Origin of the sequence: Provencibacterium massiliense (assembly GCF_900169495.1) — a bacterium.
In the GTDB taxonomy this organism is placed as follows: Bacteria; Bacillota; Clostridia; order Oscillospirales; family Ruminococcaceae; genus Harryflintia; species Harryflintia acetispora.
In genome coordinates, this window is sequence record NZ_FWCH01000010.1 from 1 (window position 1) to 25066 (window position 25066).

19 protein-coding genes and 1 tRNA gene are annotated in these 25066 nt (G+C 62.1%); 16 read left to right on the top strand and 4 right to left on the bottom strand.

Annotated elements, in window-relative coordinates; genetic code table 11:
- Positions 1-358 precede the first annotated feature (358 nt).
- A complete protein-coding gene (locus B5477_RS02525) occupies positions 359-544 on the bottom strand; it encodes a hypothetical protein (protein WP_079698255.1) in 186 nt (61 codons plus the stop codon).
- Positions 545-787: 243 nt separating this feature from the next.
- Here B5477_RS02525 and ftsZ point away from each other — a divergent pair, with 243 nt between their 5' ends.
- Together ftsZ and B5477_RS02535 are read left to right on the top strand one after the other, a co-directional pair.
- The gene (gene ftsZ, locus B5477_RS02530) at positions 788-1903 is read left to right on the top strand and encodes a cell division protein FtsZ (protein ID WP_079698256.1); all 1116 of its coding nucleotides are present in this window, start codon (positions 788-790) and stop codon (positions 1901-1903) included.
- Positions 1904-2288: 385 nt separating this feature from the next.
- Positions 2289-2365 (top strand) — tRNA-Arg (locus B5477_RS02535).
- Between the two features lie 159 nt (positions 2366-2524).
- Here B5477_RS02535 and B5477_RS02540 read toward each other — a convergent pair.
- Genes B5477_RS02540 through B5477_RS02550 form a run of 3 tightly spaced genes read right to left on the bottom strand, consistent with a single transcriptional unit; the run spans position 2525 to position 6133 of the window.
- Complete coding sequence (locus B5477_RS02540; RefSeq protein WP_079698257.1) at positions 2525-3667, bottom strand: serine hydrolase domain-containing protein; 1143 nt, start codon at positions 3665-3667, stop codon at positions 2525-2527.
- 27 nt (positions 3668-3694) lie between these two features.
- Positions 3695-4609: a transglutaminase domain-containing protein gene (locus tag B5477_RS02545; protein ID WP_079698258.1), complete on the bottom strand. Its 915-nt coding sequence runs from the start codon at positions 4607-4609 to the stop codon at positions 3695-3697.
- Between the two features lie 60 nt (positions 4610-4669).
- Complete coding sequence (locus B5477_RS02550) at positions 4670-6133, bottom strand: GntR family transcriptional regulator (RefSeq protein WP_079698259.1); 1464 nt, start codon at positions 6131-6133, stop codon at positions 4670-4672.
- Positions 6134-6313: 180 nt separating this feature from the next.
- On the opposite strand from B5477_RS02550, the gene B5477_RS02555 reads away from it, so the two are divergent.
- The 14 genes from B5477_RS02555 to B5477_RS02620 all read left to right on the top strand — a co-directional run bounded on the left by B5477_RS02555 (position 6314) and on the right by B5477_RS02620 (position 25042).
- Positions 6314-8725: a PAS domain-containing hybrid sensor histidine kinase/response regulator gene (locus B5477_RS02555; RefSeq protein ID WP_200806036.1), complete on the top strand. Its 2412-nt coding sequence runs from the start codon at positions 6314-6316 to the stop codon at positions 8723-8725.
- Between the two features lie 167 nt (positions 8726-8892).
- Positions 8893-10581, top strand: coding sequence for a sensor histidine kinase (locus tag B5477_RS02560; protein WP_079698260.1), 1689 nt, complete (start codon positions 8893-8895; stop codon positions 10579-10581).
- A complete protein-coding gene (locus B5477_RS02565) occupies positions 10571-11350 on the top strand; it encodes a response regulator transcription factor (protein WP_079698261.1) in 780 nt (259 codons plus the stop codon). The genes B5477_RS02560 and B5477_RS02565 overlap by 11 nt, the downstream gene beginning before the upstream one ends.
- Positions 11351-11452: 102 nt before the next feature.
- Positions 11453-12559 (top strand): extracellular solute-binding protein, encoded by a 1107-nt coding sequence (locus B5477_RS02570; protein WP_159448904.1) that lies wholly within the window; start codon positions 11453-11455, stop codon positions 12557-12559.
- A 90-nt stretch (positions 12560-12649) separates the two neighbouring features.
- On the top strand, positions 12650-13726 hold the full coding sequence (locus B5477_RS02575; protein ID WP_079698458.1) for an ABC transporter ATP-binding protein: 1077 nt from the start codon (positions 12650-12652) through the stop codon (positions 13724-13726).
- Positions 13723-15381, top strand: coding sequence for an ABC transporter permease (locus B5477_RS02580; protein WP_079698263.1), 1659 nt, complete (start codon positions 13723-13725; stop codon positions 15379-15381). Before B5477_RS02575 ends, B5477_RS02580 begins: the two co-directional genes overlap by 4 nt.
- A 27-nt stretch (positions 15382-15408) precedes the next feature.
- On the top strand, positions 15409-16200 hold the full coding sequence (locus B5477_RS02585) for a histidinol-phosphatase HisJ family protein (RefSeq protein ID WP_079698264.1): 792 nt from the start codon (positions 15409-15411) through the stop codon (positions 16198-16200).
- 157 nt (positions 16201-16357) lie between these two features.
- Complete coding sequence (locus B5477_RS02590; protein ID WP_079698459.1) at positions 16358-17842, top strand: APC family permease; 1485 nt, start codon at positions 16358-16360, stop codon at positions 17840-17842.
- Positions 17843-17911: 69 nt separating this feature from the next.
- A complete protein-coding gene (locus tag B5477_RS02595; RefSeq protein ID WP_242942101.1) occupies positions 17912-19564 on the top strand; it encodes an MATE family efflux transporter in 1653 nt (550 codons plus the stop codon).
- On the top strand, positions 19446-20132 hold the full coding sequence (deoC, locus tag B5477_RS02600) for a deoxyribose-phosphate aldolase (protein WP_242942113.1): 687 nt from the start codon (positions 19446-19448) through the stop codon (positions 20130-20132). Before B5477_RS02595 ends, deoC begins: the two co-directional genes overlap by 119 nt.
- Before the next feature lie 20 nt (positions 20133-20152).
- Complete coding sequence (locus B5477_RS02605; RefSeq protein WP_187138715.1) at positions 20153-20575, top strand: pyridoxamine 5'-phosphate oxidase family protein; 423 nt, start codon at positions 20153-20155, stop codon at positions 20573-20575.
- Between the two features lie 52 nt (positions 20576-20627).
- Positions 20628-22913 carry a putative bifunctional diguanylate cyclase/phosphodiesterase gene (locus tag B5477_RS02610; RefSeq protein ID WP_079698266.1) on the top strand — a complete coding sequence of 762 codons (2286 nt, stop codon included), beginning with the start codon at positions 20628-20630 and terminating at the stop codon, positions 22911-22913.
- Positions 22914-22941: 28 nt separating this feature from the next.
- Positions 22942-23820 carry an MBL fold metallo-hydrolase gene (locus B5477_RS02615; RefSeq protein ID WP_079698267.1) on the top strand — a complete coding sequence of 293 codons (879 nt, stop codon included), beginning with the start codon at positions 22942-22944 and terminating at the stop codon, positions 23818-23820.
- A gap of 184 nt (positions 23821-24004) precedes the next feature.
- A complete protein-coding gene (locus B5477_RS02620; protein ID WP_079698268.1) occupies positions 24005-25042 on the top strand; it encodes a M42 family metallopeptidase in 1038 nt (345 codons plus the stop codon).
- The last annotated feature ends 24 nt before the right edge of the window (positions 25043-25066 follow it).

Below are 25066 nucleotides of genomic sequence, written 5' to 3' on the forward strand. Positions count from 1 at the left end.
TTATACCGCTAGGGGTATCTGTATCTCATATTATCGGGCAAATCAATTTATTTGTCAAGAAATTTGCCTCAAACATCTTAATATCAAACTTTGAATTTACCACTTGACATTGTGGCAAAGAGCTGATTGAAAAGGACGAGCAGGAGCGCCTGCAGAGCGCCGGGCAGGAAGGCGTAGGCGAAGGGGGCGGCGAAGAGAGCCCCGCCGGCGGCAAGACCGGGATCCAGGTTGATCCGAATACCGGGGCGATCATCGTCGGGCCGAAGGACCCGCTGGCGCCCGAGAGCGGCACCGATCTCGGCGGCTTGTCCTCCTCCGAGGGGGAGGGCGCGTCGTCCTCCGAGCCCGGGACAAGCTCTCAGCCTGCGCCGTCCGATGCGTCCGCAGGGGATTCCTCCTCGTCCGCTTCGTCCTCGTCGCGTTCGGAGAGCTCCTCATCCAAGGAGAGTTCCTCGAAGGAGGAATCCTCTTCTTCCTCCAAGGAGAGTTCTTCCAAGGAGAGCTCCTCGAAGGGCAGCTCCTCCAAGGGGAGCGGGTACGACAAGAAGGATTATCTTGTGGTTTGACCCCCGCGCGAACACTCTATATACCGTATGATGGATCAAAACCGCCATGGGACCGGCAAACGGGCACAATATCTTGTATTTTTACGCGAATATCTCGCAATTCCGTATTGATTTCAGGTATGAAATCTGATAACATATATTTATATGATTGGAATAATTGTGACAGAACCGATTTTTCGCTTGTTCTTCTAGAAAATAGAGTGTAGGGGGCAGAGGATTCTATGAATTTTGATATGGATTCCGATTTCGAGAAAGTTGTTTCGATAAAGGTCGTCGGCATCGGCGGCGGCGGCGGGAACGCCGTGAACCGGATGGTTTCTTCCGGCATGAAGAGCGTGGAGTTCATCTCGGTGAACACCGACCTGCAGGCGCTGAACACCTCCAAGGCGACCGTGAAGATCCCGCTGGGCGAGAAGCTGACCAAGGGCCGCGGCGCGGGCGGCTCCCCCGAAAAGGGCCAGAAGGCCGCCGAGGAATCCCGCGACGAGATCGCGGCGGCGCTCAAGGGCACCCAGATGGTCTTTATCACCGCCGGTATGGGCGGCGGCACCGGCACCGGCGCAGCCCCCGTGGTGGCCGAGATCGCCAAGGATATGGGAATCCTCACCATCGGAATCGTGACCAAGCCCTTCCTGTTCGAGGGCAAGCGGCGCATGGACCAGGCCGAATCGGGGATCGCCTCCCTGCGCGAGCATGTGGATGCGCTGGTGGTCATCCCCAACGAGCGCCTCAAGCTCATTTCGGAAAATAAGATCACCCTGCTCAACGCCTTCCAGGCGGCGGATAACGTCCTCAAGCAGGGCGTGCAGAGCATCTCCGACCTGATCAACATCCCCGGAGTGGTCAACCTCGACTTTGCGGACGTGACCGCCATCATGAAGGATGCCGGCTACGCCCACATGGGCATGGGCGTCGCCGACGGGAAGGACAAGGCCGAGAAGGCCGCCGCCATGGCGATCGCCTCCCCGCTGCTCGAAACCTCGATCAACGGCGCGCGCGGTGTGATCATCAACATCACCGCCTCGAGCGACATCGGCCTCGACGAGATCGACGTGGCCTCCACCATGATACATAACGCGGCCCATCCGGACGTCAACCTGATCTGGGGCGCGGCGTTCGACGACAACCTCAAGGATCAGATGATGGTCACCGTGATCGCGACCGGCTTTGACAGCGGCAATAACTTTGAACCCCCTGTCGCCCGCCAGCAGCAACAATTCGGCGCCAAGGCCCAGGAGAGTGAGAAGGCTCCCGAGGAGCAGAAGAAGGAAGAGGAAGAGACCGGAATCGACGACGATGCCTTCTTCGATATCATGGAGCTGTTTAACAAGAAATAAGAAAAATGCGACAGGCGGCGTGAAGGATTCACGCCGCCTGTTTTTCTGTCGTCCGCCTCTTGGTAAATTGGGAAGGGCGGGCAGCCGAAGCGCCGGGCCCAAGGGGCGCCCACAGGCCGCGGGTTGACGCCCCGCTTTGGGTGCCCCGGAATGGTCCGGCGCTTTAGCTGAAATCATTTTAGGAAGCATCCTGTACGGATAGTGCGTTGGTTCATATGCGGGAGCTGTCCGGTCTTGCGCCGGAGCGGCCCCGCAATACAGTATATGCGCGCACCCCCAAAAAGTTGCCAGAGAAAAAGAAAAAATGGTCGCTTTTTCCGGCACAATGCTTGACAATTTTTTATGGGCATGGTAATATATTAAGGCTGACATGAAAAGTAAATACGCGCCAGTAGCTCAGTTGGATAGAGTGTTTGACTACGAATCAAAAGGTCGGGGGTTCGAATCCCTTCTGGCGCACCAGCGGCGAGCCGCCGCTCCCAAACGCGCTCCTCACAGTTGTGGGGAGCCGTTTTGTTTTTTGCACGCGAAGAAGTGCTCGTTTGTTTTGGGTGCAGAAGGCAAAAAACACGTTTAAGCGAAACGCTTAAACGTGTTTTTTCTGTGGTGTGACCGATCGCCTTATGCGCCCTCCCGATACGCCGCGAGGACATAATCGGTAAAATAGGGCCAGGGCGCGTAGCTGTCGCTTGGGTAGTTGCTGGTGATGACCGTCACCAGGTCCAGCTCGGGCACGACAAAGATATACTGCCCCCATGCGCCGAAAGCAAAATAGGTATCGTAGTTTTTGGCGCCAAAGGAGTTGATCCACCACTGGTAGCCGTATTGGCCGGTCCGCCCGCCGGGACCGGGGTTCTGCACCGAAGTGGAAGCCTCAACCCAGTTAGCCGGCACGAGCTGCTGGCCCTGCCAGCTGCCGCCCTGTAAGTAGAGCTGGCCGAAGCGGGCGGCGTCCCGCGCGCTCATAGAGATGCCGTTGCCGCCGTCGCAGATGCCCTGCGGGTCGCGGCCCCATTCGACGCTCTCCATCCCGAGCGGGCCGAAGAGGTTCTCCTCGGCGTATTGCAGCTCGTCCATCCCGGTTGCCTCCGTCAGCGCGGCGGACAGCAGATGGGTGTTGCCGGTGCTGTAGTTAAAGAGCGTGCCAGGCTGGGCCACCAGGCTGCGCCCGAGGATGTATTCTACCCAGTTCTCCGCCGACTGGAACTCCATCCAGTTGCTGCGCCCGCCGCCCCACTCGTACCACTCCAGGCCGGAGGTGTGGGTCAGCAGGTGGCGCAGGGTGAGTTGGCGCTTGCCCTCCTCCAGGGAAGCCACCTGCGGGAGGTAATCGGACAGAAGGTCGTCCACCCCGCCAAAGTATCCCTGCTCGATGGCGATTCCCACCAGCGCCCCGGTGAACGACTTGGAGCAGGAGTGCAGCGCAAACACGCTGCTTTCATCATAGCCCTCCTGGTAATATTCGTCGATCAGGACTCCGTCCTTGGCGGTGACCATGGCGTAGATTTGAGAGCCGGCCAACACCGCGTGCAGCTGCTCGAACAGCGCCGGGTCCATGCCGTGGTTTTGCGGCGCGTCAAGCTGCCAGCTGTTGTCCGCCTCCGGTTCGGGCTCCGGATCCGATTCAGGTTCCGGCTGTCCTGAAGCGATAGAAACCTCTGAAGCCGCACTCACGGCTTCGTGCGGCGCCTGTGCCGGACCTTGGACAGCGCAGGCGGCCAGGATCAGGCAGGCGGCAAAAAGCAAGGAAATGATTCTTTTCATAATGGTCTCCTTTTTGTCTGCTGCGGTCTACCCCTCGTCCTCCGGGCCGAAGCCCGCGAGGCCGAAGAGGGGCGGCGCGCTGGGTTCCATCGGCGGCAGCGCGCCATGCTCGCTTTCGTAAGCGGCGAGCTCCTCCCGCACGCGCTGTTTCAGCGCCGACAGGTTCGGTGCGGGCGCTTCGGCGAGGACATGCTCCGGGGGAGTGGGGTAGTCCTGCGGGCAGGACGGCGCGAGAAAGTTTTCCTCAATTTCAGCGTTCTGCTCCGGTGTCAGCAGCCCGGAGCCGATGAGGCTTTGCCCCCAGACGTGGGAGCGCGCCATGCTGGCGTCGCTTTTCATAAAGTAGCGGTAGCGGATGGCGCCGTTGCGGGAGACGTTGTCCTCCAGCTGGCTGTCCAGGTGGTACCAGACCCCGTCGACCTTGACCATCGTCCAGGCGTGGTCCACCAGGTTCCCCTGCAGCGAGTAGGTCAGTCCCGGGACGTATTCCGCCTCCAGTCCCAGCCCCTGCAGCAGCAGGGCCAGCGCGGCGGCGTAGTCCTCGCACATCCCCACGCCGAAGCGCAGGGGGCTCAGCGCCCGCTGCTCCACAAAGGTTGGCGCTTCCTCACCGTCGGCGCGGACACGCCACAGCTCCAGGCCGATGGGCGCGTCGAAGACGGTGTTTTCGATCATGTAATCGAACGCCGCCTTCGCTTTTTCAAATTCCGTCATGTCCGGCGTCGTAAGCTCCGAGGCGGTGTCCTCCACGAGCCGGTCGAGATAGGAGCGGACAGACGGTTCGGAAAGGTCCTGCGAAGAAGTGGGCGGGTCCGCTGCGTCATAGTCCGGCTGCTCCTGCGCGGGCGGCTCCTGGGGCTCGGAGGGCGTGGGTGCCGGGGATTTTGCCGAGCAGCCGAACAGGAGAAGCAGGGCTGCCGCGGCCAGGATCCATCTTTTCATAAAAGCCTCCCTTCTTGAGACACCCACATTTTAATGCAACGCTTATGATATGTCCAATACTTAGATTACATTGCTGGAAATGCTGTCTGGGCATGGGCATGTTCGGGCGCTCTCCGGGCCGTCGGGTGGGAAGAGGCGCTCCATCGCCGGGGCGGCCAGCAGAACCAACTGCCGAAGGCCGTCGTGCAGCTGCCGGCGGTCCCTCTCCTGCACGCCCCGGATGATCCCTTCGGCCTCGGCGCGCATGAGGGTGCACTCGGGCAGCGCGCCGGCATGCGCCTCCAGCAGGGGCAGGCCGAGCAGCAGCACCTCGCACAGCTTCCCCCAGATCTCTTTTAAGGGCTGGTTCCCGCAGCCCTCCAGCAGGTACTCTATACAGATGAAAAAGGGCTGGAGCGCGCCCCCGCGCGCCTGCTGCCGCTTGAGCTTTGCGACACAGGGGCCCACGTCCGGCAGCGCCTGTGGATATAAAAGCAAAAAGACCTGATCGAAGCTCAGGCGAACAATCTGTACCGCCTCCAGGAACATGGAGGCGATTTTTTTCACCGACTTGTGGCGCAGGTCGATCTCCTGCTCCCCCGGCGGCGTGACCCTGGTCCCCGCGCCTTGGCTGGCAAAGACCAGCCCCAGGCGCTCCAGCATGGCGACCGTGCGCCGGATGGTGCTGAACGAGACGCCGTATTTCTCCGCCATCGCCCCATAGGAGGGCAGGCGGTCGCCCGGGGAGAGCTGCTGCCCGACAAGGATGCGCCAGATCAGCTGGGAGCTCAGCGAATAACATAGCTGCGGACGCTCCCGGTAGACCCTCCACTCGAACGGGACCTGCTCCGGCGGCGCTGGCCGCTCCTTGGCGGCCTGCTCGATATAGGAGAAGACCGTCCCGTCCAGCAGCCACTGGATCTGGAGGTATATGCTGAAGAGCTCGCCGCGATCCCCTCCTTCGCAGGCCTCCACGGTCTGCCGCGCCAGCTGCCGGTAGCGCCGGTTCTCCCGCTCCATGGGGATGATCCTTGGGAGGGTGTGGACGAACTGGTAATAGGAGACGATCTCGTGATAGAGGTCGAGCAGCAGCTGGTTGTCGAGCGCCAGCAGCATCTCCCGCCCACAGAAATAGGAGATGTAGAATCCCCCGTCCTCCAGGGCGAGGGCCGTTTCTTTGATCTGCTGCATATTATGCTTTTGCAGCCGCCGGCTCCCCTCCCGCAGCAGAGGGACCAGCAGGGCGCGCAGCAGCTGCCCCATCGCGCGGAAGGTTTCCCTCCGCGCCAGGAAGTAGTCCTGCGTGTTGGCGATGCCCGCTTCGGGCGGGGCGCTGTAGGTCACCACGGTTTTGCGCCCCGGCGAGAGGCTGATGTAGCCCTCCTCCTCGAGCTGCAAATAGGCGTTGCGCGCCGTGCGCACCGCGACGCGGTAGACCTCGTGCAGCAGTTCGATCGAGGGCAGGCAATCGCCGCTGCGGTAATATCCGAATTGGATCTGGGATTTGAAGAATTTGTAGATCAAACCATACCGTCCCTGCTTCATCGGTTCCTCCCAATCAGTTATCGCTTAAATTGTAACATTTTGAGCCAGCCCTTGCAATGCGGCGGCAACTTTGATAAAATCTAACTAAAGTTACCTACATGAACAAAGTGAAAACTTCAGGGAGCGGCCCCGGGCGGGCCGCTTTCAGCATGCGGGCTCTAAGATCGGGAGGAGAACAGGATGGCAAAGATGCCGGAGGAAAAACCCATGGAACGGCCCGCGATGGCGCTCGCTGCGGACTATGAATACAACACCCTAATGCGCCTGCTGGGGGTCAGCGTGAGCAAGCATCTGCTGGACGAGCACTTTACGGTGATCTGGGCCAACGATTTTTATTACCAGCTCATCGGCTGGCCCCGGGAGGAATATGAGGCGACCTTCCACAACCACTGCGACTTATACTACAGGAACGACCAGGCCGAATGGAAGCGCCTGACGGATATGGTCACGGACTCGCTGATGAACGGGCGCAGCGGCTACAACCTGGTCACCCCTTTGCGCCGCAGGAACGGCGAGTACATCTGGGTGAAGTTTTCCGCCGCCTTCTCGGATGAATATGTGGACGGGTACCAGGTGGCCTATACCGTCATGACGAACATCGACGACCTGGTGCGGATGCAAAAGGAGCAGTCCGTCACCTACGACAACATCCCCGGGTTCGTGGCCAAGTTTTGCCTCCGGGGGGACGGCCTGCACCTGCTGGACGCCAACGACCGCTTCCGCGCCTTTTTCGGCTGCGAGGGCCAGTGCGGTCCGGCCTGCGGCCTGTCCAACCTGGACACGGTCCAGAACCGCACGACCTATGTCCAGAACCTGCCGCTCATGCGGGAGGGCAAGCACGTCCACTTTACCCTGCAGGCGGTGGACCACGGAGGCGGCAACGTCTGGCTGCAGGTCAACGGCGACTGCATCGACCACATAGGCGGGGACCCGGTCTACCTGGTGATCTACATCGACATCACCGACATCACCGAGCAGCGCGAGCTGCAGCGCCAGCTCGAGGAGCGCTCGCGGCTGCTGCACGAGGCGCTCGAGGCGGCCAAGAAAGCCAACCGGGCAAAATCCGATTTCCTCTCCCGGATGAGCCACGACATCCGCACCCCGATGAACGCCGTCATGGGGATGTCGGCCATCGCGGCCTCCCACATCGACGACAAGGAGCGCGTGCTCGACTGCCTGGCGAAGATCGACGTGTCCGCCAAGCTCCTGCTCAGCCTGATCAACGAGGTGCTCGACATGTCCAAGATCGAGAGCGGGCGGATCACCATGGCGCAGGAGGAATTCGCCCTGGGGGACGTCATCCAGAACATCGTGACCATCACCCAGCCCTCGATTTTGGAGAAGGGGCATTCCTTCGACATCCACGACTACGGGATCCGGCACGAGCGGGTCGTCGGGGACCCCAACCGCCTGGAGCAGGTCTTTTTAAACGTCCTCTCCAACTCCATCAAGTATACTCCGGACCGGGGCAGCATCGTGCTGGAGATGCGCGAGACGCCCTGCCAGCGGGAGGGGTACGGGCGCTATGAATTCATCTTCCGGGACAACGGCTACGGCATGACCCCGCAGTTTTTGGAGAAGCTCTTCACCCCCTTTGAGCGCGCCGACGACGAGACGGTGCACACCATCCAGGGGACGGGGCTGGGGATGGCCATCAGCCAGAACATCGTGCGCATGATGGGCGGGGAGATCGAGGTGGAGAGCGCCTACGGCAAGGGCTCCGCCTTTACTGTGAGCGTCTGCCTGCAGCTGCAGGGGGAGGAGTCGGAGGACTTTGAGATGCCGGATTCCCGGCCGGTGCTGGTGGTGGACGACGACAGGATCGCCTGCGAGACCACCTGCGAGCGGCTCGACGAGATGGGCCTTGATGGCCGGTGGGTCCTCAGCGGCGGCGAGGCCGTCAAGCGGGTGAGCGAGGCCCACCGGGCGGGGGAGGACTTCTTCGCCATCCTCATCGACATGAAGATGCCGGGCATGGACGGGATCGAGACCGCCCGACAAATTCGCGCCGAAGTGGGTGCCGGGGTGCCCATCATCCTGCTTTCCGCCTACGACTGGACCGATTATGAGGCCGAGGCGCGGGCGGCGGGGATCAACGGCTTCGTGGGGAAGCCCATGCTCAAGTCCAACCTCGTCTACGCCTTCAAGCGGTACGTCCTGGGCGAGGCGGCCCCGGCGGCCGTCACGCCGGCGGAGCCGGCGCGCTCCTATGCCGGCAAGCGGCTGCTGCTGGTGGAGGACAACGACCTCAACCGGGAGATCGCCACCGAAATCCTTTCGGGGACCGGCGCCGCGGTGGAGACGGCCGCCAACGGGCTCGAGGCGGTGGAACGCTTTAGCGCCTCCTCCGAGGGGTATTACGACCTGGTCTTTATGGACCTGCAGATGCCGATCATGGGCGGGATCGAAGCGAGCGTGCGGATCCGCGGGCTGCAGCGCAAGGATGCAAAGGCGGTACCAATCGTGGCGATGACGGCCAACGTCTTTGCCGAGGATGTGGAGCAGAGCAAGGCGGCGGGGATGAACGACCATCTGCCAAAGCCGCTTGATCTCGGGCAGATCGCCCGGGTGCTCGAGCAGTATATCGGCTGACAAGGCCGAAGGACAGGACGCAAAGCGCCGCAGAAGGCTTTCTGCGGCGCTTTGCTTTCTTTGGCGGGGGGCGGATTTTGCCAAAGGGTCGGGACAGGGGAAAAAATAGATGATATAATGACATTAATATTGCAGTCTCGCCAACACGACCTGAGGAGGGGAGCGCCATGGTCTCCAGCCGCTACCAGAAAAAGCTCAACCGGCAGATCACCCAATACGGCATATTGACAGTTTTCATCTGCTTTACCGGCTTCTTCGCGACCCTGATCGCCTACACCGGCTTTTACAACTCCTACCTGTCCTACCGCTACAGCGCGCAGCTCGAGGCGTCCTTTAACCGGGTGGTGGGCGGATACGAGGGCTATCTTCGGGACGGGGACCAGCAGCGGACCATGCTGGACTTCCTCGATGGGGCGATCAGTGAAAACCACCTGTCCTACCTCTTCCACGATGCGCTGCGGGACATCCCGGTCGGGGCTGACCTGATCCTGCGCGACGCTGCGGGGAAGGTGCGCTTTACCACCTTTTCCGAGCGGGAGCGCACGCGGCATCTGCTCTACTTCGACGAGATCGTGCAGGCGGACCATGCAAAGGGCAGGAGCCGGGAAATCTACCGCACGGTCTATTACATCGGCGGGGAGTTTTCCCGCTATCTGCTGGTGGAGAGCCTCTACGATGGGGACGGGACGTACCGGGGCGGCGCCGCGCTCTACCTGGACGGCCAGGAGTGGAACAGCCAGCTCAACAGCAACCACTACACCAGCGTGATCACCGGCCAGGGCGGCCGGGTGATCGCCAGCTCCAACCGCTCGATGGTGGACGGGATGAACCGCTTTTTGCCGGTCCAGGGGAGGAGGATCACCCTAGGGGGCCAAAGCTACTGGCTCCACGGGCGCACGCTGCCGCGGGAGGGGGCCTCGGTCTACGCCTTCGTCTACTCCCCGCCGGCGGGGGGCTACCTGATGACCGGGTGCGTGGTGATCGCGGGCATATTGCTGCTGACCATCGCGCTCTGCCGGCGCTTCTCGTCCAATGTGGCGAACATCAACTCGGCCTCCCTCACCGCGCTGCGCGACGAGATCGCGGTGATCAAGGAGGGGAGGGTGGACCACCGCATCAAGCTGCGCAGCGACGATGAGTTCGAGGCTATCGCCGCCCAGATCAACGCCATGCTGGACAACATCGAGGCGCTCTCCTCGCGCAACCTGGAGCTGCTGCGCCAGAGCACCGAGATGGAGATGCGCCAGCTGGAGGCGCAGTTTAACCCCCACTTTTTGTATAACACCCTGGAGAGCATCCGCTACTCCATCAAGCTCGACCCGCAGGCGGCCGACCGGATTATTTTGAAGCTCACCGGCCTGCTGCGCTACAGCATTCGGGACAGCCAGCATCTGGTGCGCGCCGAGGAGGATTTTTACATGCTGCGGGATTACCTGGAAATCCTTTGCTACCGCTTCCAAAATCGGCTGAGCTATCATATGGAGATCGCGCCCGAATGCCTTGGGTACCCAATCCCGAAGCTGCTGCTGCAGCCGGTGATCGAAAACAGCATGAAGTACGGCTTCCTCTCCCGGCGCGAAATCCGGATCGGGATCTGCGGCTGGGTGGAGGAGGGGTATCTCTATTTCCGGGTGACGGACGACGGACGGGGGATGGACGAGGAGCAGCTGCAGGCGGTGCGGCGTCAGCTCGGGGAGGACGGGGGCGAGCACAAGGGGCTGCACCACATCGCCCGGCGTCTGCAGCTGCAATACGGCGCCGAAAGCGGGATCAGCATCCAAAGCGAGCGGGGCTCGGGCACGCAGGTGACGCTGAAGATCAGGTGTGGGGAGGGGTGGCAGTCAAATGAGCTATAAGCTTCTGGTCGCTGAGGACGAGGATGTCATCCGGCGGGGGCTGATCTATTCCATGAACTGGCGGGCGCTCGACTGCAGCGAGCCGCTCGAGGCCGGGGACGGGGAGGAGGCGGTGCAAAAAATCCTGGAGCACCGTCCGGACATCGTGATCCTGGACATCAACATGCCGGTGCTCGGCGGCTTGCAGGTGCTGGAAAGCACCCAGGAGCAGTGCGGCTACGCGCCGATCATCCTCAGCGGCTACGCGGATTTTGAATTCGCGCAGACGGCCATGCGCTATGGGGTGAGCAGCTACCTGCTCAAGCCCGTGGACTTCGGGCGCCTGGGCGAGGCGATCGAATCGGCCAAGGTCGAGCGGCAGCGCACCGCCATGTTCCGGCAGACGCTAGCAAAGCAGGACGAGCTGCGGCAGGTGGACCTGCTGGCCCAGCTGCGGGACGCGCGGGTCAAAAACGAGGCGGTGCGCGCTATGCTGGAATATGTCGAGGGGCACTATGCCGAAAAGATCACCGTCTGCGACCTGGCGCGCCTGCTCTGCTACAGCGATACCTTCCTCACCCGCAAATTCAAGGAGGTGGTGGGGATCAACTTCAACGATTACCTCAACCGCCTGCGGATCCAAAAGGCGATCGGGCTGCTGCTGCATTCCGGCAAGCGGGTGCAGCAGATCGGGGAGGAATGCGGCTTCCACGACTATAAATACTTTAACACCGTCTTCCGTAAATATCTGGGATGCAGCGCAGGGGAGTTCTTGAAATATATCAAATAGAGCAGAATTTTCCCCAAAACAGACAGTTTTCTGGTATTTTCAACGAAATACCGCGATGGTATCATGAAGACAAGAAATCCAGATAACAAAGGAGGAGACTTCATGAAACGGTTTAGAAGGTTGGCGCTGGCGCTTTCCATCGCGATGATCGCGGCCTCGGCCGCCGGATGCAAGAGCGGCTCGTCCGAGCCCTCGCCGCAGCCGGAGAGCGGATCACAAGCCCCGGCGAGCGAGGCGGACGGACGGGGGGACGGCGGTACGGTGGGGGATGCGGAAAAGAAGCTCGTGATCTACTCCCCTTCGACCGAGGCGCAGATCAACGCGGTGGTCCCGCTCTTCTCGGAAAAGTATGGGATCGACTGCGAAGTGATCACCGGAAATACCGGCGAGATCGTGGCGAGGGCCGATGCCGAGAAGGAAGCGCCCTATGCCGACGTCATCTTCGGCGGCGGAGCCTCCACCTACAGCCAGTACCGCGACGTCTTTGAGGATTATGTAACCTCAAACGACAGCGAACTGATTGATACCTGCAAAAACACCACCGGCTATATCACCAATCACAACGTGGACGCCACCATCATCGTGGTGAACACCGACCTGATCGGAGACATCGAAATCAACGGCTACGAGGACCTGCTCAACCCCGCGCTCAAGGGCAAGATCGCCTTTGCAGACCCGACCGTGTCCTCCAACGCCTACGCCCACATCGTCTCCATGCTGGAGGGCATCGGCGGCGGGGATGAGGCGGCCGGCTGGGATTTCATCGCCAGGTTTATTGAGAATCTCGACGGGAAGCTCCAGTCCGGCTCGGGCGCTGTCTGGAAAGCCGTCGCGGACGGCGAGATGGTGGTCGGCACCTCCTATGAGGAGGCGGGGATCACCCTGGTGCGGGACGGCGCGCCCATCAAGGTGGTCTATGCCAAGGAAGGGGTCAGCGTGGACCCGAGCACCTCGGGGCTGATCAAAAACTGCAAGCACCCGGAAAACGGCAAGCTGTTTTTGGATTTCATCATGACCAAGGAGGTGCAGAACATCTTCTGCTCCGAGCTGGGGATCCGCCCGGCGCGCGACGACGTCGAATATCCGGACTACTTCGTGCCCGCGTCGGAGATCAATGTGCTGCACGAGGACAAGGAATTCTACGACGGCAACAGCCAGACGATTGTCAACCGGTATATGGATGTGTTCCAGGATGTATACCCCGGCTGATTCGGTTTTCGGAAACGGTGAGGCTTTGGAACACTCCAAAGCCTCGCCGCTTTTAAAGGGACCCATCAATATGAAATGCAGGTGTGCAGGATGAGTAAAATTAAAATATCCAACGCGGTAAAAAAATATGGGAACAATACGGTGATCTCCGGGCTGAACCTGGACATCCGGGACGGGGAGCTCTTTACCCTGCTGGGGCCCTCCGGCTGCGGGAAGACCACCCTGCTGCGGATGATCGCGGGCTTCAATTCGATCGAGGGCGGGGATTTCTACTTTAACGAGCGGCGGATCAACGACATCGACCCGAGCCGGCGCAACATCGGCATGGTGTTCCAGAACTATGCCATCTTCCCTCACATGACGGTGCGCCAGAACGTGGAGTTCGGGCTGAAAAACCGCAAGATTCCAAAATCCCAGGTGACCGCCGAGGCACAGCGCTTTTTAAAGCTCATGCAGATCGACCAGTACGCCGACCGGCTGCCTGAAAACCTGTCGGGCGGGCAGCAGCAGCGCGTGGCGCTGGCGAGAGCGCTGGCGATCCGCCCGGACGTGCTGCTCATGGACGAGCCGCTCTCCAACCTGGACGCCAAGCTGCGCCTGGAGATGCGCCAGGCCATCCGGGACATCCAGAAGGAGGTGGGGATCACCACCGTCTACGTCACCCACGACCAGGAGGAGGCCATGTCCATCAGCGACACCATCGCGGTGATGAAGGACGGCGTGATCCAGCATCTGGGCACCCCCAAGGACATCTACCAGCGGCCCTGCAACCTCTTTGTCGCGACCTTCATCGGGCGCACCAATGTGCTCGAGGGGGAATACCGCGACGGGAAGCTGCGGCTGGACCAGGGGTATCTGCTGCAAAACGGCATGTGGGACAAGATCGGCGACCAGCCGCTCAAGGTATCGGTGCGCCCGGAGGAGATCGTCATCGCCGACGGGGAAACCGGGCTGCGCGGCACGGTGCTGGACAGCATCTATCTGGGGCTCAACACCCATTATATCATCCGCCTGTCGGGCGGGGAGAAGATCGAGCTGATCCAGGAATCCACGATGGAGGAGCTGATCCCCGCCGGGACCGCGGTGAACCTCATGGTCAAAAAGGAAAAGATCAACCTGTTCACCGGGGACGGCAGCCGCAACCTCCTCAGGGGGGAAGCGTCATGAAAAACAACAACAAATTCCGCCTCGATGCCTGGGGCGGCATAACGCTGCTGATGCTGGGCTTCTATGGCCTGTTCCTGCTGTTCCCGCTGGCCAACCTGACGGCGATGGCCTTTACCAGCACCGAAACCGGCCGGTTTTCCTTTGAGCATTTCATCCGCTTTTTCTCCAAGCCCTATTACTCGTCGACGCTGAGCAATTCCTTCAAGGTGTCGATCGCGGCGACGGCCACCTCGCTGCTCGCCGGGGTGCCCTTGGCCTATTTCCTGACGGTCTATAAGATCAAGGGAAAGAAGCTGCTGAGCATCCTGATCATCATCTCCTCGATGTCCGCCCCCTTTGTGGGCGCGTATTCCTGGATCCTGCTGCTGGGGCGCAACGGGGTCATCACCAAGTTCTTTGGCAGCCTGCTGGGGATCCAAATGCCGGATATCTACGGCTTTGGGGGGATTCTCCTGGTCTTTACCACCCAGCTCTACAGCCTCATCTTCCTGTATGTGCAGGGGGCGCTGCGCAAGGTGGACAACTCCCTGATGGAGGCCAGCGCCAACATGGGCCGCACCGGCTTCAGGCGTTTCTTTACCGTGGTGCTGCCGCTCATCATGCCCACCGTGCTGGCCGCCGCTTTGATGGTGTTCATGTGCGCGCTCTCCGACTTCGGCACGCCCATGCTCATCGGCGAGGGGTACCGTACCTTCCCGGTCATCCTTTACAGCGAATTCATCGGCGAGGTCTCCAAAAACAAGGGCTTCGCTTCGGCCATCGCGATCATCGCGCTGGCCATCACCACCGTCGTATTCCTGATCCAGAAGTATGTCGGGACAAAAAAGGCCTTTTCCATGAATTCCCTCCACCCGATCGAGGAGAAGGAGCTCAAGGGCGCGGCAAAAATCATCGTGCACGCAATCTGCTACCTGGTGGTGGGGATTTCGATCCTGCCGCAGGTCTACGTCACCTATACCTCCTTCCTCAAAACCAAGGGGGTCACCTTTGTCAAGGGCTACTCGTTCGACAGCTACGTGAAGATGGTCGACCGCCTTGGCAACAGCATCCGCAACACCCTGATCATCCCGGTGGTGGCGCTCGCATGCGTGGTGCTCATCGCCGTGCTGATGGCCTATGTCACCGTGCGCCGGCGCAACCTCGTCACCAATACAGTGGACGTGATCTCGATGATCCCCTATGTGATCCCCGGAACGGTGGTCGGTATCGCCATGCTCACCGCCTTCAACACCCGGCCTATCCTGCTCAGCGGCACCATGACCATCATGGTCATCGCGCTGATCATCCGGCGCCTGCCCTATACCACCCGTTCGTCGGTGGCGATTTTGCAGCAGATCCCGATCAGCATCGAGGAGGCCGCCCTGTCGCTGGGCAGCAGCAAGATCAAAACCTTCTTCAGGATCACGGTGCCGATGATGGCCTCCGGCGTCCTCGCGGGGGCGATCCTCAGCTGGGTCACCATGATCAGCGAGCTGTCCACGGCGATCATCCTCTACACCGGAAAAACACAGACCCTGACGGTGGCGGTATACACCCAGATCATCCGGGGCAACTACGGGATCGCCGCGGCCATGGCGACCGTGCTGACGGTGCTGACGGTCGCCTCACTGCTGATTTTCAACCGCCTGAGCAACGGAAAAGAAATCACCATGTAAACGATACTTTGACGGGGAGGGCCGCTCATGCTGGATTTACATACCCATTCAGACTGCTCCTATGACGCCGACGATCCGCCGCTGGCGATGATGGAGGCGGCGCTCGCGCGCGGCATTGGCACCCTCGGCTTCACCGAGCATGTCGATCTCGACCGCGCGGGGGTCGCCGAGGGGAAGGCGCCCGCCGACTTCACCCGCTGTAAACGGGCGGTGGAGGAATTCTCTCCCGAAGGGAAGGGGCTCACCGTGCTGCGCGGGGCCGAGGTGAGCCTGGAGGATAGCGGTACCTCCGCCCGCTCCCGGGCGCTGATCGAGGGGATGGAGCTCGACTACGTCATCGGCTCGGTCCATTCGGTCGGCGGGGTGGGGGCCTACGTCCCGCAGTTTTACAGCCGCGGCGGGAAGCGGGAGGTGGTGCGCTGCTACCTCGAGCAGACGGCGAAGCTCCTCGGCACCTGCCCCTACTTCCAGGTGCTTGGGCACTACGACTTCGTCTGCAAGCACGCCCCCTGGGAGGACCGGGCGGTCCGCTACCGGGACGCGCCTGACGCCTTTGACGCAATTTTTAAACACCTGATCACCCACGGCCAGGCGCTGGAGGTCAACACCTCCGCCTGGCGGGAGCACCCCTGGGGGCTGGATGTGCTGACCCGCTACCGCGAGCTCGGCGGCGAGCTGCTGAGCGCCGGCTCGGACGCGCACAGCGCCTGGGAGCTCGGCAACCGGATTCCCGAGGCGCTGGAGCTGGCAAAGGGGGCGGGGTTTCGCTATATCACCCGCTTTCGCGCCGGGGGGCCCGAGCAGATCAAAATCACCTAGGAGCGAAAACGCTCCCTCCAGTTTTAAAGCGGCCGCAAGGATTGTCCTTGCGGCCGCTTTTTTGCGCCGGGCCGGAAAGACGGGCAATTTCTTGCCGTCGGAACCCTTTTTTTCCGTTTTGGCATAGGATGATGAGAAATCATTGGGGGTGTCCGATATGCGAAACGAACACAAAGACGGCCCGTCGCCGCAGGCCGGGCTCAGGCGCTGCCTGGGGCTGCGGGAGACCATCACCATCACCGTGGGCACGGTGATCGGGGTCGGGTTGTTCACGGTGGGGGCCAACGTGGTGGGGATGCTCGGTCCCGCCGTGATCCTGGCGACATTGGCGGCGCTGGCGGTGAGCGTCTATCCGTCCCTGCTCTACGCCGAGATGGGCGCCTCGCTCCCCTTTGCGGGCGGGACCTATCAATACGCCTCGCTGGGGCTTGGCCGCCCGATGGGAATGCTCGCGGGATGGAACTTCATCATCTCGATGGTGTCGGTGGCCAGCGGTGAGGCGCTGGCCTTCAGCTTCTATCTGCGCACCCTGCTTGGGGCGCTGGGGATCGCGCTGCCGCTGAGCGATCGGGCGCTCGCCTGCCTCGCGCTGGCCGCCTTTTTGGTGCTGGCGCTGTGCGGGGTCGAGCTGACCGGGCGGCTGCAAAACGGTTTTCTTTTCTTCTTCTGGGGGGTGGCCGCCGTCTGGATCCTCTCCTCTTTGCCGAGCATGCACTTCACGGCCTCGTTCGCGGTGGAGGCGCGCTATCTGACCCCGGGTGGCTTTCTCGGGTGCGTGGCCTTAATCTGGTGGTGCTTCGCCGGGTTCGAGACCTGCTGCGCGATGGGGGAGGAAATCCGCCATCCGCAGATCAACCTGCCGAGGGCTCTCTTCCTGGCCCCCTTTCTGGTCTTTGCGGTCAACGGGCTGTTCCAGTGGGCGCTGCTCTGCCTGGTGCCGTCGGGGGATTTGCATGCCCTGGCCGAGGCGGCGGCGCCCTACGCCGAGGGGATGCGCCTGGCGGGGGTGGCGGGGCTGCCGCTGGTGCTGCTCTGCGCCGGGATCGCCTTCGGCGGGGACTTCTCCACCCTCAACGCGAGCGTCAGCGCCCCGGCGCGCTACCTCTACACCATGGCGCGCGACGGCGCTCTGCCCGCCTTCTTCGGCAAGCTCCATCCGCGCCGGCAGACGCCCGTCCCGGCGATCCTCGTCCTGGGGGTGCTGATGATCGCGCTGGTCTATACCGACTCGATCCCCTACATCGCCTCGCTCTCCCTCTTTGCCACCCTGCTCTACTATGTGATCGGGATCCTTTCCGCCTGCGGGCTGCGCCGGCGTATGCCGCGCCTCGCGCGCCCCTACCGCGCGCCGGGAATCCGGGTGGGCGCGCCGATGAGCGTCGCCATCTACCTGCTGCTGATGACCCAGCTGGACCGGGGCGCCGTGCTGGCGGGCATAGCGTGGTGCGCGCTGGGGCTGCTGCTCTGGGCGGCGTGCCGCAAGCGGTACCCCGCGCCCGCGCGGGAGGAAGCGCCCCTGCCCGAGCCCCCCGGCGCGGATGAAAAGGCGAAGATGGACCGGGAATACCGCTTCTGGACAGCCGCGGTGGCCTGCCTTGCGGCAGTGGTGCTGGCGCTCAATCTCTGGGTGCTGCTGCGCTGATACATAACCCTTTCCCCTGCGGCATAAAGATAAAACAGCTTATTTTTTGCCGGGAGGGGGATGAAGGCCATGGCGGGGCAGACGCGCCTGACGCAGGGGAATGCCTTTTGGACCCTGGTGCGCTTTTCATTGCCGTTTTTGCTCTCCAACATCCTGCAGGCCTGCTACGGGGCGTCCGACCTGTTCATGGTCGGGCGCTTCTCGGATTCGGTGGGGGTCTCGGCGGTCGCCACCGGGGGGCAGATCATGCAGACCATCACCGGGCTCTCGATCGGGCTGACCAGCGGCGGCACCGTGCTCATCGGCCAGTATTACGGCGCGCGCCGCAGCCGGGACGTAGCCCACGCCATCAAGACCGGGGTGCTGGTCTTCGGGGCGCTCTCGCTGCTGATGAGCGGCGGGACCATCGCGCTGCTCGGCCCGATCTGCCGGTGGATGCGTGTGCCGCGGGAGGCGGTGCGCACCACCAAGGAATACCTCTTCATCTGCGCGTGCGGGATCCTCTTCATCGTGGGCTACAACGTCATCAGCGGGGTGCTGCGCGGGCTGGGGGATTCGCGCACTCCGCTGATCCTGATCGCGGTGGCCTGCGTGATCAACGTCTCGACCGACCTGCTGTTCGTGGGGGTCATGCGCCTGGGGGCGCCGGGTGCGGCGGTCTCGACCGTGATCGCCCAGGCGGCGAGCCTGCTGCTGGCGGCGCTCTACCTGCTTCTGAGGGGCTTCTTTTCCCGCTACCGGCAGCATGAGCCCTGCTTCAAGCTCTACGCGGCCAAGGGGATCCTCATGGCCGGACTGCCCATCGCGCTGCAGGAGGGGCTGGTCAACGTCTCGTTTTTGATCATCACCGCCATCATCAACGGGATGGGCCTCGTCGCCTCGGCCTCGGTGGGGATCACCGAGAAGCTGATCGCGTTCAGCATGCTGCCCACCACCGCCTTTGCTGCGGCCCTCTCGGCCATGACCGCCCAGCACAAGGGCGCGGGCCTGATGGAGCGCGCGCGGCGCTGCCTCAACATGGCCGTGGGGCTCTCGCTCTTCTTCGGTCTATGCTGCTTTGCGGCCGCGCAGCTTAACGCCCCCGGGCTGATCGGGCTCTTCACCAAGGACCCGGCGGTAATCGAGAGCGGCGCGTGGTACCTGCGCTCCTATAGCCCGGACTGCGTGCTGGTCTGCTTCGTCTTCTGCATGAACGCTTTCTTCAGCGGCGGCGGCCGGCCCGTCTTCCCGCTGATCCACAGCCTGGCGGCGACCTTCCTGGTGCGCATCCCGCTTTCCTACCTGTTCAGCCACGGAGCGCACCCGTCGATGTTCAAGATCGGCTTCGCCGCGCCGGCGGCCACCCTGTGCTCGCTGGTGCTCTGCGAGTGGTACCTCTCCCGGCGCTTCCCCTCGGGGGCAAAGCCGCGCGGGTCGGCCCTCCGGGCGGGGCTGCTTCGTGCGGGGGAGCGCAGCGGGGCAATATTTAAAACGGGGTGCGGCGACCATCGGTCGCCGCACCCCGTTTTGCTTTCGGGCAAAATCCATTTGCCAAGAGCGGCCGGGAGGGATATAATGGTGGCAGAATCCATCATGAAACGGAGGCCCATCCATGAGCGAGCTGCTGCACACCCTGACGCGCGAGTCCCTGGCACAGTATTTCGACCACACCCAGCTTGCGGCCAGCGCCACCGAGGCGGACATCGAAGCCCTCTGCCGCGAGAGCCTCGAGAACCGCTTTAAAATGGTGGCGATCAATCCGGTCCAGGTGCCGCTTTGCAGCCGGCTGCTGCACGGCAGCGGGGTGCATGTGGGGGCCGCCGTCGGCTTCCCGCTCGGGCAGAACACCATCGAGGAGAAGGTCTTCTCCGCCGGGAAGTCGATCGAAAACGGCGCGCAGGAGATCGACTACGTCATCAACATCACCGCGCTTAAATCGAAGGACTACGCCTACCTCGAGCGGGAGATGGCGGCGCTCGTCGCCGTCTGCCGGGAGCAGGGGGCGATCTGCAAGGTGATCTTTGAAAACTGCTACCTCACCGGGGACGAAAAGTGCGCGATGTGCGAGATCGCCCTGGCGGTGGGGCCGGATTTTGTCAAGACCTCGACCGGCTTCGGCAGCGGCGGGGCGACGCTCGACGACGTGCGGCTGATGAAGCGGCAGGTCGGGGACAAAATTAAGGTCAAGGCGGCGGGCGGGATCCGCACGCTTGATTCGGCGCTTCAGATGATCGAGGCCGGGGCCGAGCGGATCGGCTCCTCGGCGAGCGTCAAAATTCTGGGGGAGTTTTGCCGCCTGCGGCAGGAATGATAAAGAAAGAGGGGATTTGGATGATGCGTGACCCAGTGTCCACCATCGGCAACCTGATCGACAAGCAGAGCACCGCCTACCTCGGCTCGGTGGACGGGGAGGGGTTCCCCAACGTCAAGGCCATGCTCGCCCCGCGCGTGCGCGAGGGGATCAAAACCTTCTACCTGACCACCAACACCTCCTCGCGGCGGGTGGCGCAGTTTCGGGAAAATCCCCGCGCCTGCCTCTACTTCTGCGACAGGCGGTTCTTCCGCGGGGTCATGCTCAAAGGGAGCGTCGAGGTGCTGGAGGACTCTGCCGCAAAGGCGCTGATCTGGCGGGAGGGGGACACGATGTACTATCCTGAGGGCGTAAACGACCCCGATTACTGCGTGCTGCGCTTCACGGCCAGCGCGGGGCGGTATTACAGCAACTTCAAGTCGGAGGACTTCGCCATCGGGTAGCCGCGCCGGCGGCTGCTAGCGGGCTTATATTTATTTAAACGGAGGACGGACCATGGAGCGAAGCAGACCGGCCGAAAATACAGGCAGAGCGCTAAAGCTCTGCCTTGCCGCCATTGCGTCCGCCCTGCTCGTGGTCTGCGTCTGGTTCGTGGCGCAGCTGGGGCGAAGCATGTCCCGTCAGACCAACCGCACGCTCGAGGAGACCGCCACCTTCCTCACCTCCCTGGCGGACTACCGCACCGAGTCGAACTTCTCGGTGCTGGAGTCGCTGGCCGACGTCTATTTTCAGCTCCGGGACGAGGACAGGGAGGACATTTTGCAAAAGCGCGCCGGGCAGAGCAACTTTTCCGGGATCGCGGTGCTGGACGCCGCGGGCAGGATGGCAAGCCCCGAGGGCCGGGAATACGACCTCTCGGGAATCTCCTCGGTACAGGCGGCCCTGGAAGGACAGACACAGGTGAGCAACCTGATCGAGGACCCGCGCACCGGGAACAAGGGGGTCGTTTATGCGGTGCCCCTGCTGCAAGAAAACAGCATAGTCGGGGCGGTGGCCGGATGGGTGCCCCAGGAGCACATGCGCAGGGTGGTGGACATCGGCAGCTTCGGCGGAGAAGGGTATTTCCAGGTCATCGATTCCGAGGGGAATATCGTGGTGGGCTCGACGCAGAAGAACGCGGCGGGCGGGGAGGAGAACTTCTTCGACCTGATCGAGCGGCGCGGCGAGCTCGGCCGGGGCAGCTCGCTCGGGCAGATGAAGCGGGACATCCTCGAAAAGCAAAACGGCATGCTCTATTACACGCTGGACGACGGGATGGCCAGGGTGCTCAATTACCATGCCCTGCAGCACTCCGACTGGTACCTGCTCTCGGTGGTGCCGCAGCAAGTCGCGCGCAGCCAGATGAAGCAGGCGTGGCTGATGGTGGGCGTGATCGTCCTGCTCTTCCTCCTGCTGATCGGGATGATCCTGATTTTAAACAAGCGCGGCAGCGAGCAGCTGCAGAGGCTTGCCTTTGTGGACCCGGTGACCGGCGGCTTCAGCCGTACCCGGTTCGAGATGGAGGGCTCCAAGGCGGTGCGCGCGGCCCCGCCCGGCAGCTATACGCTGGTTTCGCTCGATCTGCAGAAGTTTAAACTGATCAACGACGCCTTCGGCAGCGCCGAGGGGGACCGCACATTGAAATATGTCCACGAAGTCATCAAGGGCAGCCTCGGCCCCGGCGAGTACCTTTCCCGCACGAGCGCCGACCATTTCAACCTGCTGGTGTACAAAAAGAGCCAGGAGGAGACCCTGCGGCTTGTGCGCGGGATCGCCCGGACGGTCAATCGGTATAACGAAAAGCTCGAACAGAAATACTACCTGCCCATCACGGCGGGTGCCTACCTGATCGACGATCCGCAGCTGCCCATGGTCTATATCCAGGACCGGGCGAACGTGGCGCGCAAATTCGGCAAGGAGTCCCGGGTGGGACAGATGTACTCCTGCGTGTTCTACAGCGACCTCGAGCGCAGGCGGATGCTGCGGGAGAAGGAGCTGGAAAACCGGATGGGCAGCGCTTTGGATAACCGCGAGTTCGTGGTCTACTTGCAGCCCAAGGTCGAGCTGGAGCACGACGCCATCGTGGGGGCCGAGGCGCTGGTGCGCTGGCAGGACCCCGAGCGGGGGTTGCTGCCGCCCTCCGAGTTCATTCCATTTTTCGAGCGCAACGGCTTCATCGTGCAGCTGGACCTCTACGTCTTCGAGGAGGTCTGCCGCCTGCTGCGCCGGTGGATCGACTGCGGGGTGAAGCCGGTCCCGGTGTCGGTCAACCTCTCCCAGCTTCACCTGCGGGATCCGGATTTTTTGCGCAAGTATCAATCCATCCAGCAGCGCTTCGACGTGCCGCCCGAGCTGTTGGAGATCGAGCTGACCGAGTCGCTGGCCTTTGAAAGCATGGACCGGCTGCAGGAGATGATCGACGAGATCCATGCGATCGGCTTTTGCTGCTCGCTGGACGACTTCGGCAGCGGGTATTCCTCGCTGAATATGCTCAAGGACGTGTCGGTGGACGCGATCAAGCTGGACCGCGAGTTCTTCAGCGGCCTTGGTGGGGAGAGCGAGCGGGAACAGCGGGTGATCGAGTCGGTGATCGAGCTGACCAAGAAGCTGGGGGTGCGCTCGGTCTGCGAGGGGGTCGAGACCGCTTCGCAGCTGGAATTCCTGCGCCGCGTGAAGTGCGACGCGCTGCAGGGGTATATCGTCTCGAAGCCTCTGCCGCCCGAGGCGTTCGAGAAAATGGCCTTCGGCGCCCCGGTCGGCCGGCCGGGCGAGGATGGGGCAGATATACCAAATGTAAAATGAATTCCTGAAACGAAAGGAAGTATACAATATGTATGAATTGGTGCAGGCCGGGGAGCGCACCTATTACATCAACAGCCCCGCCAAGATCGGGCTTTACCTGGAGGGGGAGCGGGACGTATATCTGATCGACAGCGGGAACGACAAGGACGCTGGGCGCAAGGTCAAAAAGCTGCTGGAGCAAAATGGCTGGGAGCTGCGCGCGATCATCAACTCCCATTCGAACGCCGACCACATCGGCGGGAACCGCTTCCTGCAGGAGCGCTACCACTGCAAGGTCCTCGGCACCGGGCTGGAGAACGCCTTCACCCGCTACCCGCTGCTCGAGCCGTCCTTCCTCTACGGAGGGTATCCCTGCAAGGAGCTGAAAAACAAGTTCCTTATGGCGCAGCCGAGCGAGCCGCAGGTCATCACGCCGGAGGACCTTCCGGCGGGGATGGAGCTCATGGAGCTGCCGGGGCATTTTTTTGAGATGATCGGCCTGCGCACGCCGGACGACGTATGGTTCCTGGCCGACTGCCTGGTGGGGGAGGAGACGCTCTGTAAATACCACGTCTCCTTCATCTACGACGTGCGCGCCTATCTCGAGACGCTGGAGCGCGTCGAGCAGCTGGAAGGCAAGCTCTTCATCCCCGCGCACATGCAGGCGGTGGAGGACATCCGCCCGGCGGTGCAAAGGAACCGGGAGAAGGTGCATGAGCTGCTGGGGCTCATCGAGTCGCTTTGCGGAGAGCCGCTCGTATTTGAGCAGGTGCTCAAAGGGGTGTTCGACCACTTTAAGCTGCGGCTCGACTGGAGCCAATACGTCCTGGCCGGGAGCACGGTGCGTTCCTATCTTTCCTATCTCTACGACGAGGGGCGGGTCGTGACCGAGGTGCAGGACAACCTGCTGCTCTGGAAAAGGGCTTGAAGGACAGGAAGCAAAAGGACCACTTGGAAAGGCTTTCCGGTGGTCTTTTGTTTTATTGTCGTCCCGGTGACAAAAGCCGTCTCAAAGGGAGTGGTTTCGCCTCCCGCCGCGACAGCTTTGCACTTTACGTCAAGGCGGGGTTGGAGTATACTGGTCTTATCAATCAAAACGGGGAGCGATTCGTATGGAACTTTCGGCTTATAAGGACTATCTGTTTGACACGGTGCAAAAAATCCTGCTCACCGACAGCCCGAGCGGCTACTGTGACGAGGTGATCGGCCTGATCGAGGGGATCGCCAAAGAGAACGGCTTCCCCTTCGCGCGCACCAACAAGGGCTGCGGGGTGATCACCGTCGAGGGGAAGGACAGTGGGAAGGTCGTCGGGCTCTCGGCGCATGTCGATACCCTGGGGGCGATGGTGCGCTCGATCACCGACAAGGGGGAGCTCAAGTTCACCGTTGTGGGCGGGCCGATCCTGCCGACCCTGGATGGGGAGTACTGCAAAATCCGCACCCGCGGCGGGTGCACCTACACCGGCACCATTCTCAGCGAGTCGCCCGCGGCGCACGTATTCCTCGACAGCTCGACGAGGGTGCGGGATGAGGAGAACATGATGATCCGCCTGGACGAAAAGGTCAAGTGCAAGGAGGACGTCGGGAAGCTCGGCATCATGGCCGGGGACTATATTTTCTTCGACCCCAAGACCACCGTTACCGAAAGCGGCTTCCTGAAGTCCCGCTTCATCGACGACAAGGCCAGCGTCGCCATCCTGATGACCCTGCTCAAGGTCATGAAGGAGGAGGGCCTGCGCCCGCAGCACACCACCAAGATATTCATCTCGATCTACGAGGAGGTCGGGCATGGGGCGTCGTATATTCCGGAGGACATCGAGGAGTTCATCGCGGTGGACATGGGCTGCGTGGGGCTGGATCTGGGGTGCACCGAGTATGACGTTTCGATCTGCGCCAAGGATTCGGACGGCCCGTACGACTATGAGCTGACCACCCGGCTGATCCGGCTGGCACAGGAGCATAACCTCCAGTTTGCGGTGGACATCTATCCGAAGTACGGCTCGGACGTGGGCGCGGCGCGCAGCGCGGGCAACGACGTCAAGGGCGGGCTGATCGGCTCGGGGGTGCACGCCTCCCACGGGATGGAGCGCACCCACTATGAGGGAATGGAGAACACGCTAAGGCTCCTGCTGCTCTATCTGGGCTGCTGACAGAGGGCGTGCTTTGACAGCCCG